Origin of the sequence: Providencia sp. PROV174 (assembly GCF_028480685.1) — a bacterium.
GTDB lineage: Bacteria > Pseudomonadota > Gammaproteobacteria > Enterobacterales > Enterobacteriaceae > Providencia > Providencia rettgeri.
Genome location: NZ_JAMPOT010000002.1, coordinates 139,664 through 155,154, shown reverse-complemented (window position 1 = coordinate 155,154; position 15,491 = coordinate 139,664). Strand labels below are relative to the sequence as shown.

Here is a 15,491-nt window from a genome sequence, read left to right as displayed (position 1 = left end):
TAAAGATAAATAATATAGGTCTATTATGGATACAAATAAAACAGGGTTATGGCGAGTTATTAGCCAAGGTAGTCTAGTCAAGCAGATACTGGTTGGCTTGGTCGCGGGTATTTTGCTTGCATGGTTATGGCCATCTGCTGCAAAAAATGTCGGGTTGTTAGGGGATTTATTCGTTAGTGCGTTAAAGGCGGTTGCTCCGGTATTGGTATGGGTATTAGTGATGTCATCCATTGCTAACCATCGTCAAGGGCAAAAAACCAATATCAAACCGATACTGGTGTTGTATATTTTGGGAACATTTTTTGCCGCGGTTGTTGCAGTTATTGGTTCTTTCCTGTTCCCGTCAAGTTTAGTTTTAGCAGTGGGGGATACACAGTTAAATCCGCCGGGTAATATTGCCGAAGTGTTAAAAGGTTTGCTAATCAACATATTTGCGAATCCTATCGATGCACTGATTAAGGGTAATTATATTGGTATATTAGCGTGGGCGATCGGGCTGGGTATTGCGCTGCGCCATGCAAATGAAACCACAAAAAATTTAGTTCATGACTTTTCTAATGCAGTAACACAGCTGGTACGTGTTGTGATCCGCTTAGCGCCTTTAGGGATTTTTGGTTTGGTTGCTTCAACTATCGCAACGACAGGCTTTGCAACCTTAAAAGGCTATATACATGTTCTCGCCGTATTGATTGGCTGTATGTTGATTGTTGCTTTCATTGTTAATCCACTAATTGTGTATTGGAAAATGAAACGCAACCCATATCCATTAGTTTTCGCTTGTTTACGTGAAAGTGGGGTAACGGCATTCTTTACACGTAGTTCTGCAGCGAATATTCCTGTGAATATGGGGATGTGTCGTCGTATGAATCTGCATGAAGATACCTATTCTGTTTCTATCCCATTAGGCGCAACCATCAATATGGCAGGCGCAGCGGTAACGATTACTGTTCTGACGTTAGCTGCGGTACATACGTTAGGGATCCCTGTTGATATCCCAACGGCATTGTTATTAAGTGTTGTGGCTGCAGTATGTGCGTGTGGTGCCTCAGGGGTTGCTGGGGGCTCTCTATTACTGATCCCATTAGCTTGTAACATGTTTGGTATTTCAAATGAGATTGCGATGCAAGTCGTCGCGGTTGGTGTGATGATTGGCGTGTTACAGGATTCAGCAGAAACGGCGCTTAACTCTTCAACTGACGTGTTATTTACTGCGGCGGTGTGCTTAGCCGAAGATGAGAAACTGGCGAACGCGGAAGCGCGGTTGTCTCACCGTGATTAACGAGCAAATAAACTAAAGAAAAAGGCAGGGATCGTGAAAACAATCTCTGCCTTTATTTTTGAAAATACGATTAATTTCAGTGACAAACCTCACCAATAGAACAAGCACTCAAAGCTGATACGCGATTTTCATTCCTTGTTCAATGGCGCGGCGAGCATCAAGTTCGGCTGCTACATCAGCGCCACCAATAACATGGGCATTAATGCCACGTTCTGCTAATTGTATTTTTAATGGGCGGTAAGGCTCTTGACCTGCACATAAAATCACATTGTCAACGGGAAGGCATTGGGTTTTATCTTGATAGCGAATATGGAGCCCTTCGTCATCAACTCGCATGTATTCAACACCATTTAGCATATGAACACCACGTTTCATCAGTGACAAACGATGAACCCAACCCGTCGTTTTACCAAGACCCGCCCCTACTTTACTATTTTTACGCTGTAATAAGTACAATTGACGGGCTGATGCCATAGGGACTTTTTGTGGGGGGAATACGCCACCTTTAGAATGAATTGTGGTATCAATATTCCACTCTTTATTAAATAGTGAAGCATCTAAACTGCTACTTTTCCCTTCTTGGGTTAGTAATTCAGCAACGTCAAAGCCAATCCCTCCAGCACCAATAATCGCGGCGCTTTTCCCAACCGAGCGTTGTTTGGTGATGACATCGATATAAGAAATGACTTTATGGTGATCAACCCCTTCAAGCTGGATTTTCCGTGGGATGACACCCGTTGCAATAATGACCTCATCAAACCCCGATAAACAGTCAACATCGGCTTGGTGTTCAAGGCGCACATCAACATTTAATAGTTCTAGTTGTCGGCAGAAGTAACGGATAGTTTCATGAAATTCTTCTTTACCTGGTATTTGCTTTGCAAGATTAAATTGCCCACCAATGTGGTTAGATTTTTCAAACAAAGTGACGCGGTGCCCCCGTTTTGCAGCGTATATTGCACAAGATAACCCAGCAGGCCCTGCGCCAACAATTGCAACAGATTTACTCAGAGGGGCTTTTTCGTTGGGGTAATCCATTTCTCTAACGGCTTGTGGGTTAACTAAACAACTGGCCAGTTTTCCACTAAAAATGAGGTCGAGACAGGCTTGGTTGCAGCCAATACAGGTATTAATTTCGTCTGCTCTATTTTCTGCCGCTTTGCGAACAAACGCTTCATCAGCAAGAAACGGCCGAGCCATTGAAACCATATCGGCTTGATGATTGGCAATAATATGTTCTGCAACAAAAGGGTCATTGATGCGGTTAGTGGTTATCAGCGGAATATTCACTTTTCCCATTAATTTCTGGGTAACCCAACTAAATGCACTACGTGGGACTTGCGTTGCTATCGTCGGTATTCGAGCTTCGTGCCAACCAATACCCGTGTTAATCATACTGGCGCCTGCATTCTCAATTTGTTTGGCAAGTAATTCGATTTCTTCCCATATTGAACCTTCTTCGACTAAATCCAACATGGAAAGTCGATAAATAATAATAAAGTTAGCACCAACGGCTTCCCGTATTCGCCGTACGATTTCAATAGGAAACCGAATTCGGTTTGTGTAGCTTCCACCCCATTTATCGGTTCTATGGTTGGTACGTTTGGTGATGAATTGGTTAATTAAATAACCTTCGGAGCCCATAATTTCGACACCATCATAGCCTGCTTGTTGAGCGAGTTTGGCTGTCTTCACAAAGTCATCAATCGTTTTTTCAACGTCATTAGTTGCGAGCTCTCTGGGGGCGAATGGAATAATTTCAGCTTGAATAGGGCTTGGGGCAACTAATTTGGGGTGTAGCCCATAGCGCCCTGCATGCAAAATTTGTAAGGCGATTTTACCGTCAGCTTGGTGGACGGCATCCGTGATTTGTTGATGAAATAACAGCTGTTTTTCATCATTTAGTACTGCGCCATGTGCAGTAAGTGCCCCTTCAGGATTGGGGGCAATGCCACCAGTAATGATGAGGCTGACACCATTTTCAGCGCGTAAGCGGTAGAAATGCGCCAGTCGTTCGCTGCCTTGTGGGTGTTCTTCAAGCCCAGTATGCATTGAGCCCATCAAAATGCGATTTTTTAGGACGGTATGGCCTAAATCAAGCGGGGTAAAAAGGTGTGGGAAATTGCTCATTATTATACTCCCATTCGGGATTTCATTAACAGGTCAGATGAGTTAACTGTAGCGTAATGAAGCCGCAATTTGGTAAAGATGTTAAAATTTTGTGATTTTTATCATATGTTTTCGGTTAAATAGCTGAGTGTCATAAAAAAATAGGCGTTTTTCTTTTTTTATGTCATAAAAAGAGATTAAAAAAAGAGACACAGAGCATAAAGAACAATATAGGAAAACCATGATGAAAGAGATTTGCCAAGCTATTACTTTAGAAGGTGAATATGTTCGCCTTGAGCCTCTATCTCACCAATATGATGCCGAACTGGCAGATATCATTCGACGAGATGGGTTGAATAATTTGTGGTATACCTTAGTCCCTGAGCCTGAGCATTTCTCTCAAGATGTGGAAAAGCGTCTGGAAAATTTCCAGAAAAAGGAATGTTTACCTTTTGTGGTAATAGATAAACGCAGTGGTCAGCCTGTGGGTATTACTTCTTATAACCGTGTGGACCATGCGGTAAGACGGGTTGAAATCGGCGCTACTTGGTATGGGGTCGAAGTACAACGCACCGCATTAAATACAGAGGCTAAATATTTGCTGTTAAAGCATGCTTTTGAGGAATTAAATTGTGTTGCAGTGGAGTTCCGTACGCACTTTTTAAATAGCCAAAGTCGTCGAGCTATTGAACGTTTAGGGGCCAAGCTCGATGGTATTTTGCGCAACCATATGAAAACTAAAACAGGTGAGCTACGTGATAGCTGTGTATATAGTATTATCGAGTCAGAATGGCCGTCGATAAAACATCACTTAGAATGGCAGATGGTGAAACCGCGCTGAGGCTAGGTGCCGGTAAGTCGCCCACCGAAAGGTGGGCGGCGTTCGCTATAAATACTCATGCATAGGTTTGGTCATAAACACATTGTTTGGCATTTTTTCTGTGGTGGTATAGCCTGCAGGGCTATTAATCAATGCCGGAATACGGTTCACCAAATTTGCACAAGTTAATTCTACAGTTGCTGGGTTATTCACTTCAATTGAGGTGTTGGGTTCACCAATGAATTGCCAGCTGTTTTTATCACACTCATCCGCCGTTAAGATTTTTCCAATACACTCTGTTTCAAGGGTAATACCTTCTGCTGTTTCGGTGATCACCACGGCAGATAAGCCCAGTACATCTCCTTTTTTGACGGTCATTTTGAGGGTGTCGGAGTAAATATCTTGTTGAGCAATTTGCGGTACACAGCGCTGAGTTTGGTTGATGATCGTCAGACCAAGCCGGCTACATAGCCAACCATTTTGTGTCCACATATAGGGAGGTGCATATTCACCACTTTCGATTTTCTGAGAAATAACATCGTAAGGTAAGTCGTTATAGTTACCAATTTGTTTGTCGAACTCATCAACGGTTAAACCAGTACCGTGGCCAACGGCGAGAGCGATACCATAATCTTCAACGTTATAGCAGCTAGAACCTTTGATTTTTACCAATTTGTGCATGGAGCCTGCTAAGGTGTCAATGAGTACGCCCCAATACATATCAGGGTAGCCACTACCTGCAAGGGTACAATTATTTTCTTTGGCTAGTGCATCGAGTTTTTGTGTAATTTCTGGTGATGAATTCCATGGATACAGGGCTTCTTCTCCGGTTGAAATTGCATTCACACCATGGCGAGCAAATAAGGAGAATGCATCTTCTAGATCAGCCATGGTGCTCAATGTGGCGATGATGCCAACATCAGGCTTTAATGTTTCGAGGGTTTTATTTGCTTCATGTAGCGGTTGTACTTTTACCCCTGTTAGCGTCGTCCCTGCGATTTCGCCTATATCTTTGCCAATAACCGCTTCATTGATATCAAAAGCCGCCACAACGTCAGCGCCATGCTCTTGCAAGTAACGGATCAAAAATTTACCCATTTTTCCGCAACCATATTGAACTGCACGTACTTTTTTCATCATTTTTGTCCTATATGCGAATTATCTATAAACTATATTGTGAGATCTGAATGTAAAAAATATTGTTTTATATCAATTATTTGAATAAAGAATTTTTAATAAATTTAGTTGCAATTATGATGTTGTTTTTATTATTAATTTGATATTGGTAAGCGTTAAATATAGATAAGGCGTGAGAAACTGATTTAAATAAAAAAGAGTAGGGCTCATTAAAATTGCAGAAAACGACTTTCAAATAATAGCAATTGCTTATGCTATCGCCTTGAATTATAAGAAGAGTGATTGAGTTGAGCATAATTTCAGCATACGGTTTCGAAATACTAGACCTAAGCTAAAACTACACGTATAATCCTCTCCACTTTGGCCCCTTAGCTCAGTTGGTTAGAGCAGTCGACTCATAATCGATTGGTCACTGGTTCAAGTCCAGTAGGGGCCACCAAATTTTAGCTGTTAAATCAGCACATTAAGCCACTTTGAAAGAAGTGGCTTTTTTGTTTTTCTAAAGTATATCACGCTAATTACCCCCAAATACTTTTGTAATTCATTTCAGCTTTTCATTTCTTTTTAACTCAGATATTTACTGGCTTTTTGAAATTATATGATTGATATTGCAATCCTTTTGGTGACCTAAAAATTGAAATCCTTTTCATATAGTTAAGCTTGATAGTTTCAGTAGCACCCTTGTACTAACAAAACATGGGCGAAATGTTTTTCATCTCCCAAATGTGCAAGGAAATTGTGTACATGCAGGTTATTTTGTATTAATTCATAACTAGACTTGATATAACCTATTTAGGTTATTTTTAAATTAAATTAATTTATGCATAAAGGGTGTGTATATGGAAAATAAGCTTAACAACAATGAGCAACAGAATGCGCTAGATATTCAGTTTATGACGCAGGCTTTGGCTTTAGCAACGGATGCTGCGAAAAATGGCAATGAACCCTTTGGTGCAGTATTAGTTAAAAATAACCAAGTCGTTATGACAGGTGAAAATCATATTCATACTGAAAGTGACCCAACCTATCATGCGGAGTTGGGTCTCATACGCCAGTATTGTTCTGAACATAAAGTCATGGATTTGTCCGATTATACGCTGTATACCAGTTGTGAGCCGTGTTGTATGTGTTCCGGTGCAATGGTATGGAGCCAATTAGGCCGGATGGTTTATAGCCTTTCTCATGATGAACTTGCCGAGATTGCTGGTTTTAATATTATGCTGGGGAGTGATGAAATCTTTGACAAAAGCCCCTTTAAACCTGAAGTGGTTAAAGGCATCTTAAAAGAGCAAGCGATGTCTATTTATACGCAATATTTTAAGCCAAATTCATAACCTTAGTCGGGTGCTAGAGTTCCTCACTATAATAATTTAAAAAGCAGAAGGCTTTAATCGCTTGTATCATTATCTATCAATGAAATAGGGTGGCTCATGCCACCCTAACCATGGTGAAAGTTAAAATAACTTTTTCTGTGGTGGACCGGAGAAATTCATTGTACCAATATGGTTCATTAACACTTCAACGACAACAGGTTGCTTCAAATCGACAGCTTGGCGGAGCGTTGATTGAAAATCGGTGGCTTTATCTATCGTAAATGCTTGAATCCCCATCGATTGAGCTAATTGACTAAATGAAGGGGTGAGTAACTCATTATAGTATTGGCGGCCTGAGAAATATTTTTCCTGAATACCTCGCATTACGCCATAACCTTGGTCATTCATAATAATCAATACAATCGGGAGCTGCTCTTGTGCCATGGTGGCCAATTCGCCTACGCCTAACATTAACCCACCATCACCAACTAAGCCAATAACAGGTACATTAGGGTTTGCTTTGGCACTGCCAATTGCCATGGCGAGTCCTAGCCCAATTGCGCCTGCTAAAGAGTGAATGTTTTGCATTGGCTGGGTCGCTTTGAGTAAACGGCTTCCCCATAAACTCCCTGATACCGTGATGTCGCGGACAAAAATACCGTCGCGTGGTAAGACTTGCTCTACGGCATCACTGAGTTGACTATAAGGGCCACATTGTTGCCTTAGTTGTTCTTCCGCCTGCTGTACGGCCTCTTGCACTTGTTTCTTCCACTGAGTAGAGATAGGGCGCTTGGCTTGTTCGATTTTATCGGCAAGAGCTTCAAGTAAACTTTTACAATCCCCAGTTACTGACAAATCAGCTAAATAGTTGCGATTGGCGGCGAGTGGGTTTATATCGATTTGAATGATGGGGTGTGGCAAAGGTAATGACCATGTTTTGGTTTCATTACTGCGTAAACGTGAGCCTGCGACAATAGTTAAATCGCATGAACGCATTAATGCATCAACGGAATCTGCATTATGAAAAGCGCGTAAGCTGAATGGATGGTCATCCGATAAAATACCTCGTCCATGGGTGCTGCTAATGACGGCAATACCTGCATCAGCAAGGCGTTTGACAGCACCTTTTGCTTGTAGGGCTCCTGCGCCAACCCACAATAAAGGCTGTGCAGCGTGTTGAAGTTTATCCCAAATGGCATTGACTAACGATGTACAACTGTCAGGCAACCTAGAAGGGGGAAGTGGCGCACTCAGTACAGATAATGGCACCTGCGCACTTTGAATATCAATTGGGATTTCGATAGAGACAGGGCCACAAGGTATAGCTTGAGCAACTTGAATGGCTTTATGCAGCGTGGCGATGGCTTGTTCGGGCGTATGAACACGAAAAGCTTGCTTTGAACTTGAACGTAAAAAGCCGAGTTGGTCATGTGTTTCATGAATAAACCCTGCGTCCATATCCAGATAAGCTTTTTCAACTTGGCCTGTAATGTGGATCATGGGGGAGCATGCATTCATAGCTTCAATCATTGATCCAACAGCATTTCCAGCACCTGCTCCTGTACTGGTTAGCGCTACCCCTAAGCCACTAAAACGGCTATGGGCATCCGCCATGGTGACGGCCCCAGCCTCCCCTCGACTTGGCGTAAAATCAATCACGTCCCGGCGCCCGATAGCATCTGCTATGGGTAAGTTATGAATTGAAATAACCCCATAAACCGTTGTTACTTGGTATTGTTCAAGTGTTCTGGCGATAGCTTCGCCAACTGTAATCATTTCAGACATTTTATTCTCCTCAATGCTGCCATAATCCGGTGACGGATTTGCTATTCACACCAACGGTTTGGTTGTGGGTTAAGTGCCAGAAATAGGCTTTTTTGTTGCATATAGGCTTTGAGGCTTTCAAGGCCTTTTTCACGGCCAATGCCACTTTCTTTAAAGCCGCCAAATGGCGTTGAAATAGAAAAAACTTTGTAGGTATTGACCCAAACAGTGCCGACATCAAGTGCATCGGCAAGCTTAAACGCTCGGATGTAATCTTGTGTCCAAATACCAGCGGCAAGCCCATAAACAGAATCATTAGCTTGCTGAACGAGATCGTCTTCATCATCAAATGGCATTACGACGAGCACGGGGCCGAAAATTTCCTCTTGGCAAACCGTAGATTGGTTATTTAAGCCTTCGATAATCGTCGGTAAAAAGTAATTGCCATCTTGAAGTGCCGGGTCAGCGGGAGCGGTTCCACCAATACGGATCTTCCCCCCTTGCCGAACAGCTTGCTCGACATAGTTTCTGACGCTATCTCGGTGTGAAGGGGAAATTAATGGCCCTAGGTGAACACGCTCTTGCCTTGGGTCACCAATAATCAGGTTGTGGGTCAATTGCGTTAGCTTTTCCATAAAGGATGAGTAGATATCCTTAGCCACAAATAGGCGCGAACCCGCGATGCATGCTTGCCCCATCGAACTAAAAATACCGTAACAAACACCATGTGCAGCGATATCAAGGTCAGCGTCTGACAACACGATAGTTGGGGATTTTCCTCCAAGCTCGAGTGACGTGGTGATGAGTTTATCTGCCGCAATGTGAGCCAATTGTCGTCCGGTATTGGTGCCACCCGTAAAGGAGATTTTTTTCACCAGAGGGTGGCGAACTAGTGCATCACCGACAATCGAACCTTTACCCGGTAGCACGCTCAATAGGCCGCTGGGTAAACCTGCTTGCTCAAATAGCTCAGCCAATTTTAATGAAATTAAAGGTGTGGCTTCCGCGGGTTTTAAGATGACTGCGTTACCGGCAGCAATCGCTGGGGCAATTTTTTGCATATCACTGGCAATCGGGGAGTTCCACGGCGTGATTGCAGCGATCACGCCAATAGGTTGGTAAGTACTTATGGTCATCAGCTCTGGCTGGCGGCGAGGAGGAAGCTCACCGCCTGAGACTTCACAAACCGCCGCAAAGTAGCGAGCGGTTGCAGCTGCGCTCATCACTAAGCCTCGTGTTTCTGCCCAAGGCTTGCCGTTATCCAAGGTTTGTAATTGAGTTAATGTTTCGCAGTTTTCGTCAATTAAGCGGCTCACGTTGTACAAGATAGTTGCCCGCTGGTGAGCGGGAAGATTACGCCAAGAAGGCGCTCTCCAGGCCTTATCTGCGGCAATTACCGCATCTTCGACATCTTCTAGACTGGCACTGTTAAGGGTCGCAATCACCTGGTTATTCCCCGGAAAACGCGATTGCATTTCAGGCCCGCGACCTTGCTGCCATTTACCACCAACAAAAATATCCATTTTGTTCATAATAGGGCTCCTATTAAATAGCTTGGTGCTCAGCGACACGACGACAAATTTCAACAGCACTTAAAGCGGCTAACATCGATGTTTTCGGATTTGAAGGGAGTGGATTTCCATTGAGTTCAATGCAGAAATGGCCAAAATCACCAGTAACATCAATGCGGTGCGAGTTTTGTGTGGTAGTCGGGTCAACAACCAATTGCACTTGGGTGGCATCCATCCCAATGCCATACAGTGCAACAGTGGCAGCCACATTGGCATTCGCTGGAAAATTCAGTGCCGCTTCACGGGCACTGCCACTAAAGAACACCGTGGGCTGTGTCACTTGCGATAAATCGACATAACGTTCAGCCGCGCCATTGCGCCAACTTGCAGGGCTTTTACGTGACTGATAGGTCACTTGGGTGATATTCGCCTCTTTTGCGGCACGTAGGCCATCAAGACCTGCAACAGCGCCAGTCAGTGGGATCAACTGGCTGTGGTAGCGTTGGGTTAAGGCGATTAAGTGTTGTTCAAACTCCGTGTCTGCAAGTGCTCCCGTCGAGATAATGGCCAGTGTCCAGCCTCTCTCGAGTACCGTTGGTGCATATTGCTTAACGGCTTGGTGACCCGCACACTCCAACACTAAATCCGGTGGAACGATATTATCGTCAAAGTTATCGATGGGGGTGACTGCCCCTTTAAAGCGTTCCAAAATGGCTTGATGATGATGGGGCCGGGCAACAATGTAGCGCAGTGCTATCTCATTAGGTAAGCGAGTAATCACTTCTTGAGCCATTGCACCATAACCAATCAACATGAGTGTTTTCATCGTTAAATCCTTCAAATATGATGGCTAAAGCCACCAGAAACGTCTAAAGCGGCACCCGAGGTAAACGACGCCATGGGGGAGGCTAAAAAGACTAAGGCACGTGCGGGCTCTTCGGGTTTTCCTAAACGTTGCATTGGAATGCCGCGTTTTTTAGCGATATCACCAATCCATTGTTCCCAATCGATATTTTTATCACTGCGATTGTCGAAACGGCGTCGCCATTGGTCGGATTCCACCATGCCAAGTAAAATAGAGTTCACGCGGATGCCTTTGGGTAACAGTGTTTTCGACAAGTTTAGCGTCATGTTTAATAATGCTGCCCGAGCCGCCGAGGTGGCGACCATATGTGGTTCAGGCTGTAAGGCCAGCAGTGAATTGACACAGGTAATAGAAGCTATATTTGATTGCTCCAAGAATGGCAAAAAAGCATTCACGGGGTTAATCACACCAAATAGTTTTAACTGAGCTTCGTGTAACCACGCTTCTTCGGGGGTCTCGCTATAGCTTGCGACATAGCCTTGCCCTGCGTTGTTAATCAATATATCGATTTGTCCATATTGTTGATGAACCTGTTTTGCGAAGGCTTCGGTTTGTGTTTTATCAAGAACATCACAAGTTTGTGCAATAAAATGCCCTTGAGGGTAGTGTTCTCGTAATGTTGTAAGCGCTTGCTGGAGTTTGTCTTGATCACGGCCGCAGAATGCCACTTTACATCCTTCATCCAGTAAGAGTTTGACGGTTGCAAAGCCGATGCCGGAGCTTCCTCCTGTTACGACAGCAACACGGTTATTTAACTGTAAATTCATGAGTCTTCCTTTATTCGGCTTTGCAATAGAGCGTCTCTAAAAATTGTTGTAAGTGGTGGTTAAAGGCATCTGGCGCATCTAAATAACTGGCGTGTCCCGCTTGGTTTATCAGGAAATAAGGGCAGTTTTTTTGGCGTGCGAGTTGCTCTACTTGTGCTGGTGGCGTAATGGTATCTTCTGTGCCAACCAGTATTTCCAAGGGGCCACCATAGCGATTTAAATATTGGCTAATATCGTCATGGGCTAGCATCCACGCCGCGGCTAAGAAGCCTTTGGGGTTGAGCTTCTTCATGTTCTGTTGAACCCAATTGACTTTTTCAGTGGTTGCGTTGGCGGATAACAAAGCAGCGGCACGGTTTTGCGCATATGCCTCAATACCGGAACTAAAAACAATATCTTGCCGCTGTTGGTAAACTTGTTTTTGTTGGTCAGGGCTTTTTGTGGCATAACCTTGCGCGGGGTTCGCTAAGATTAAGCCTTTAACTTTATTGGGATATTGCGCTGCAAAAGCACTTGCCATTATGGCGCCAAGAGAGTGTCCCACTAACACGACGGGTGATAAGGCCAATTTATCAATAAAAGTATTCAATGCATTTGCGTAATCAATAGCGGTAGGCGTTGTCGTCTCTAGCTCACGGCTTTCTAAATAGCCGGGCGCATCCCAGCTATAGAGATGATAGTGTTCTGTCAGTGATGGACTGGTCAGTTGGCTTACCCATGAAGCAGAACCAGAACTGATACCATGCAGCAATACCACCGGGTGCCCTTGGCCTGCTTCTCGCCAATTGAGGCGATATTGGCCAAAGTCTGCTATCTGTGGTTCCGGGAGTTTTTTATTGAGCAAATTCATCACTGACGACTCCTGTTAGTTACGTTTAACTTTTGATAAAGGGTGATCTTCAGGATATGTCGGGATCGCAGGTTTTGGTGTCCCGATCATGACGCACATTAAGGCTTCTTCTTCTCCATGGTTAAATAAGCCACGATAAATACCCGCAGGGACTGAAATTAGGTCACGTTCTTTCAGGACGGTTTCATACTCTTCATTGCCATCTTTCACAAACAACGTGATGGTGCCTTTCAACATAAAGAACACTTCTTCAACATCGGGGTGCAGGTGTAATGGCCCCTCGCATTTGGCAGGGAGAACCATGGTGGAGAAGGTAAAGTTCTCTGCGGGAACGGTGTTGACATCATTAGCAACGCCAGTCGCACCCGTGCCGATATAGCGCATTTGTGCGCGGCGATATTTAGGGTCGTAATCCGCTTGGAATTTCAGTGCATTCCAGTCATATTTACGCCCTTCAAGGCGAGCAATACGCGACTCAATCCATTGTGCCATTGGAATATCTTGTGGTTTGATTTGCGGTTGTGACATGGTGTTATCTCCAATAAAAAATGAATTAATATTTTTTCAGTAAAGGCACTAGTAACAAGCTGCCGAATAAACCTATGACGACGATAAATAACAGCCCGCTATCCATAGTGTGAGTGACAGTAATAAGAACTCCCATTGCCAGCGGTGCAGCAGCGCCAGCAAGGTTTCCTAACCCATTGAAAATACCGCCTGCTAATGCACTGACTTGCTTTTGTGTGGCTTTTGCGAGTAGAGCAAAGATATTTGGTGCGCCCGCCCCCCACATGAACATGCTAAACGCCATCATAAGAATGATGCTGTAGGTGCCAGTGAGAAATAACACACCAGCAAGGCCTAAAACGGCACCAAGTAGTGAAATAAAACAAACGAGTGCACGGCGATCGTAGCGATCTGATAACCACGCTCCGATGGCTTCACCAAATAACATGGCGATAAAGGGAAGGGATGACAGAATTCCTGCATGTTCTAAGTGAATAGACTTACCTTTAATTAAATAGCTGGGTAACCAACCATTCATTCCCCAAAGGTAGACAAGAAAAGCGATATTAAACATGCAGATAATCCAAAAATGGCTATTTTGGAATAAGCGTTTTTTATGGGCTCGCATCACGGCCAATTGCTCCGCTGGAAGTGTTTCACCTGCTGTGTTTTTAGTCTGAGCTTGGCGATTGACTAAGTTGGGATGGCGAATACCAATCACCACAAGCCACCAAACAGGAACAGTAAAGGCGGCCATGACAAAAAATGTTCTTTGCCAACCATAATTATTGAGTAAATACAATGAGATAGGAAAGCCTAATGCTGCGCCTAACGGTGTGCCTAATAACCACATCATGGTGGCACGCGCTTGCATTTTTGGCGGAAAGGTACGGCGCACAATGGCGTAAGCGATTGCCAGCAAAGGCCCTTCGGCAATTCCTAGCAATACACGCAGAAAAACCATCGTGCCATAGTGGTGTGTGAATCCCATAAAAATCATGAGAAAACACCAGCTACTGATCATAAATAACAGCATTTTGGTGGGGTGAAATTTATCGCCAATACCGCTTAGCAGCATGGAAGAAACACCATAAGCGAATAAAAATGCGCTCATCAGTAACCCTAAACGGGTTGGGTCAAAATCAATCCCCAGAGCTTGCTGAAATTTTTCGTCAGAAAATAGAGCTGCAATACTGATTTTATCGAAGAAAGCCAGTAGTACACAGGAAAACAACCCGATAGGGATCAACCAATTGATCTTTTCAGGAACATCTTGCTCGACTTGATCATGTTCTGAGTTTTGTAAGGTTATAGTCTGATTAGCCATGAGATTTCTCCTGCTGGGCACTATTTCAGTGACATTAATGAAAATGTGGGATCAGCAAGTTGTGATGGGTCCAATTTGCGGTGGCCTTGTATCCAACGTTTACCTAGCTTGATGGCTCGTGCATCATTAAATGCAATCATTTGCACCAATTCATTGCTTTCATTTAAAGCAAAATGAACCTCTGAATTAGGGGTATACCGTTGAATATGTTTTAATTTTTGTGAGGTTGGGACGCCTAAAATTTGGATGTTGTCCTGGTATTGATCTGACCATAACCAAGCGAGTTCATTGAACCCTTCAGACTGCGGGTTTAGCATGGCTTTTGCTGTGGTAATGGCTTGGTTTTGCGCATAAGCCCATGACTGTAAACATAAGGATAGTGTTGGATGGCAAGCGATGTCGCCCGCAGCGTAAATATTTGGGTGAGAAGTTTGCCCTTGATGATTAATCACAATACCGTGGGTGACATCAAGCCCCGCTTCTTTGGCCAGTTCGAGATTTAATTCAACACCAATCCCCATAACAGCGAGATCGAAGTTTTGCGAAGGCTGTTTTTGGCAACTAATTTGTAATCCGCTTGGTGTCGGCTCGCCAAGTTCGATATCTCCACAATCGGTTATGACATGAACACCTGCTTGTGTGTGGCGTAATGCAAGAGCCTCTGAAACATTCTGCGGTACACTTCGTTCGCATAAGCGGCTTTGCCGCTCAAAAATCGTGACATCAATCCCCATTTTTCGAGCAGAAGCGGCGACTTCTAAGCCAATCCAACCACCACCAATAATGGCAATTTTTTGTGCAGAGAGCAGCGCAATGCGCAATTTCTGAGCGTCATCCCATGAACGTAAGGCAAATACTTGTGGATGTTGCTGCCAACGATTCGACAGGTAGCGAGGCCGACCGCCTGTCGCGAGCAGTAATTTGTCAAACGTAATGACACGACCATCACTTAAATAAATACATTGGGTTTGGCTATCAATTTTGGTGGCACGTAGTGGGCGAAACCACTGTAAATTTAAGGCGTGAGTTTCTTGTTCGCTGAATAAGCGTGATAATGAAAAACTCTCCTGTGTCAATGCGGCTTTAGACAGCGGTGGGCGCTCATAAAAATCATGGTTTTCATCGCTGATCACCGAAATAATACCTTGATAGCCTTCATCGCGTAGGGTTTTTGCCGCCCAACCACCAGCCTGACCCCCACCGATAATGACAATACCGCCTTGGATTAATGAGCTCATGGTG

The 15,491-nt window shown here is 44.1% G+C and carries 13 protein-coding genes and 1 tRNA gene; 4 read left to right on the top strand and 10 right to left on the bottom strand.

Translation table 11 applies throughout. From position 1 onward, the window contains the following. Window positions 1–25: 25 nt before the first annotated feature. The gene (sstT, locus tag PSE60_RS00920) at window positions 26–1,279 is read left to right on the top strand and encodes a serine/threonine transporter SstT (protein WP_272664322.1); all 1,254 of its coding nucleotides are present in this window, start codon (window positions 26–28) and stop codon (window positions 1,277–1,279) included. A 108-nt stretch (window positions 1,280–1,387) separates the two neighbouring features. Here the strand turns inward: sstT and PSE60_RS00915 are convergent, their stop codons facing one another. Next, window positions 1,388–3,409, bottom strand: a complete 2,022-nt coding sequence (locus PSE60_RS00915; RefSeq protein WP_272664321.1) for an NADPH-dependent 2,4-dienoyl-CoA reductase — start codon at window positions 3,407–3,409, stop codon at window positions 1,388–1,390. Between the two features lie 223 nt (window positions 3,410–3,632). Here PSE60_RS00915 and PSE60_RS00910 point away from each other — a divergent pair, with 223 nt between their 5' ends. Next, on the top strand, window positions 3,633–4,229 hold the full coding sequence (locus PSE60_RS00910) for a GNAT family N-acetyltransferase (RefSeq protein WP_272664334.1): 597 nt from the start codon (window positions 3,633–3,635) through the stop codon (window positions 4,227–4,229). Between the two features lie 45 nt (window positions 4,230–4,274). Here the strand turns inward: PSE60_RS00910 and PSE60_RS00905 are convergent, their stop codons facing one another. Next, window positions 4,275–5,348, bottom strand: coding sequence for an NAD(P)H-dependent amine dehydrogenase family protein (locus PSE60_RS00905; RefSeq protein WP_272664320.1), 1,074 nt, complete (start codon window positions 5,346–5,348; stop codon window positions 4,275–4,277). 359 nt (window positions 5,349–5,707) lie between these two features. Between PSE60_RS00905 and PSE60_RS00900 the strand changes: the two genes are divergently transcribed. Beyond that, window positions 5,708–5,784, top strand: a tRNA-Ile gene (locus tag PSE60_RS00900). 400 nt (window positions 5,785–6,184) lie between these two features. Continuing rightward, the gene (locus PSE60_RS00895; protein ID WP_210835867.1) at window positions 6,185–6,679 is read left to right on the top strand and encodes a nucleoside deaminase; all 495 of its coding nucleotides are present in this window, start codon (window positions 6,185–6,187) and stop codon (window positions 6,677–6,679) included. A gap of 120 nt (window positions 6,680–6,799) precedes the next feature. Here the strand turns inward: PSE60_RS00895 and PSE60_RS00890 are convergent, their stop codons facing one another. Genes PSE60_RS00890 through PSE60_RS00855 form a run of 8 tightly spaced genes read right to left on the bottom strand, consistent with a single transcriptional unit; the run spans window position 6,800 to window position 15,487 of the window. Continuing rightward, window positions 6,800–8,443, bottom strand: coding sequence for a thiamine pyrophosphate-binding protein (locus PSE60_RS00890; RefSeq protein ID WP_272664319.1), 1,644 nt, complete (start codon window positions 8,441–8,443; stop codon window positions 6,800–6,802). 41 nt (window positions 8,444–8,484) lie between these two features. Continuing rightward, window positions 8,485–9,954, bottom strand: coding sequence for an aldehyde dehydrogenase (locus tag PSE60_RS00885; RefSeq protein ID WP_272664318.1), 1,470 nt, complete (start codon window positions 9,952–9,954; stop codon window positions 8,485–8,487). A gap of 13 nt (window positions 9,955–9,967) precedes the next feature. Beyond that, entirely contained in the window at window positions 9,968–10,759 is a 792-nt protein-coding gene (locus PSE60_RS00880; protein ID WP_272664317.1) for an aspartate dehydrogenase, read from the bottom strand. Between the two features lie 11 nt (window positions 10,760–10,770). Continuing rightward, window positions 10,771–11,565, bottom strand: coding sequence for an SDR family oxidoreductase (locus PSE60_RS00875; RefSeq protein ID WP_272664316.1), 795 nt, complete (start codon window positions 11,563–11,565; stop codon window positions 10,771–10,773). Between the two features lie 10 nt (window positions 11,566–11,575). After that, complete coding sequence (locus tag PSE60_RS00870) at window positions 11,576–12,415, bottom strand: alpha/beta fold hydrolase (RefSeq protein WP_272664333.1); 840 nt, start codon at window positions 12,413–12,415, stop codon at window positions 11,576–11,578. Window positions 12,416–12,430: 15 nt separating this feature from the next. Further along, entirely contained in the window at window positions 12,431–12,943 is a 513-nt protein-coding gene (locus PSE60_RS00865) for a cupin domain-containing protein (RefSeq protein ID WP_004257990.1), read from the bottom strand. A 25-nt stretch (window positions 12,944–12,968) separates the two neighbouring features. Continuing rightward, on the bottom strand, window positions 12,969–14,249 hold the full coding sequence (locus PSE60_RS00860; RefSeq protein ID WP_272664315.1) for an MFS transporter: 1,281 nt from the start codon (window positions 14,247–14,249) through the stop codon (window positions 12,969–12,971). Between the two features lie 20 nt (window positions 14,250–14,269). Then, window positions 14,270–15,487: an NAD(P)/FAD-dependent oxidoreductase gene (locus PSE60_RS00855; protein ID WP_272664314.1), complete on the bottom strand. Its 1,218-nt coding sequence runs from the start codon at window positions 15,485–15,487 to the stop codon at window positions 14,270–14,272. Window positions 15,488–15,491: the final 4 nt, after the last annotated feature.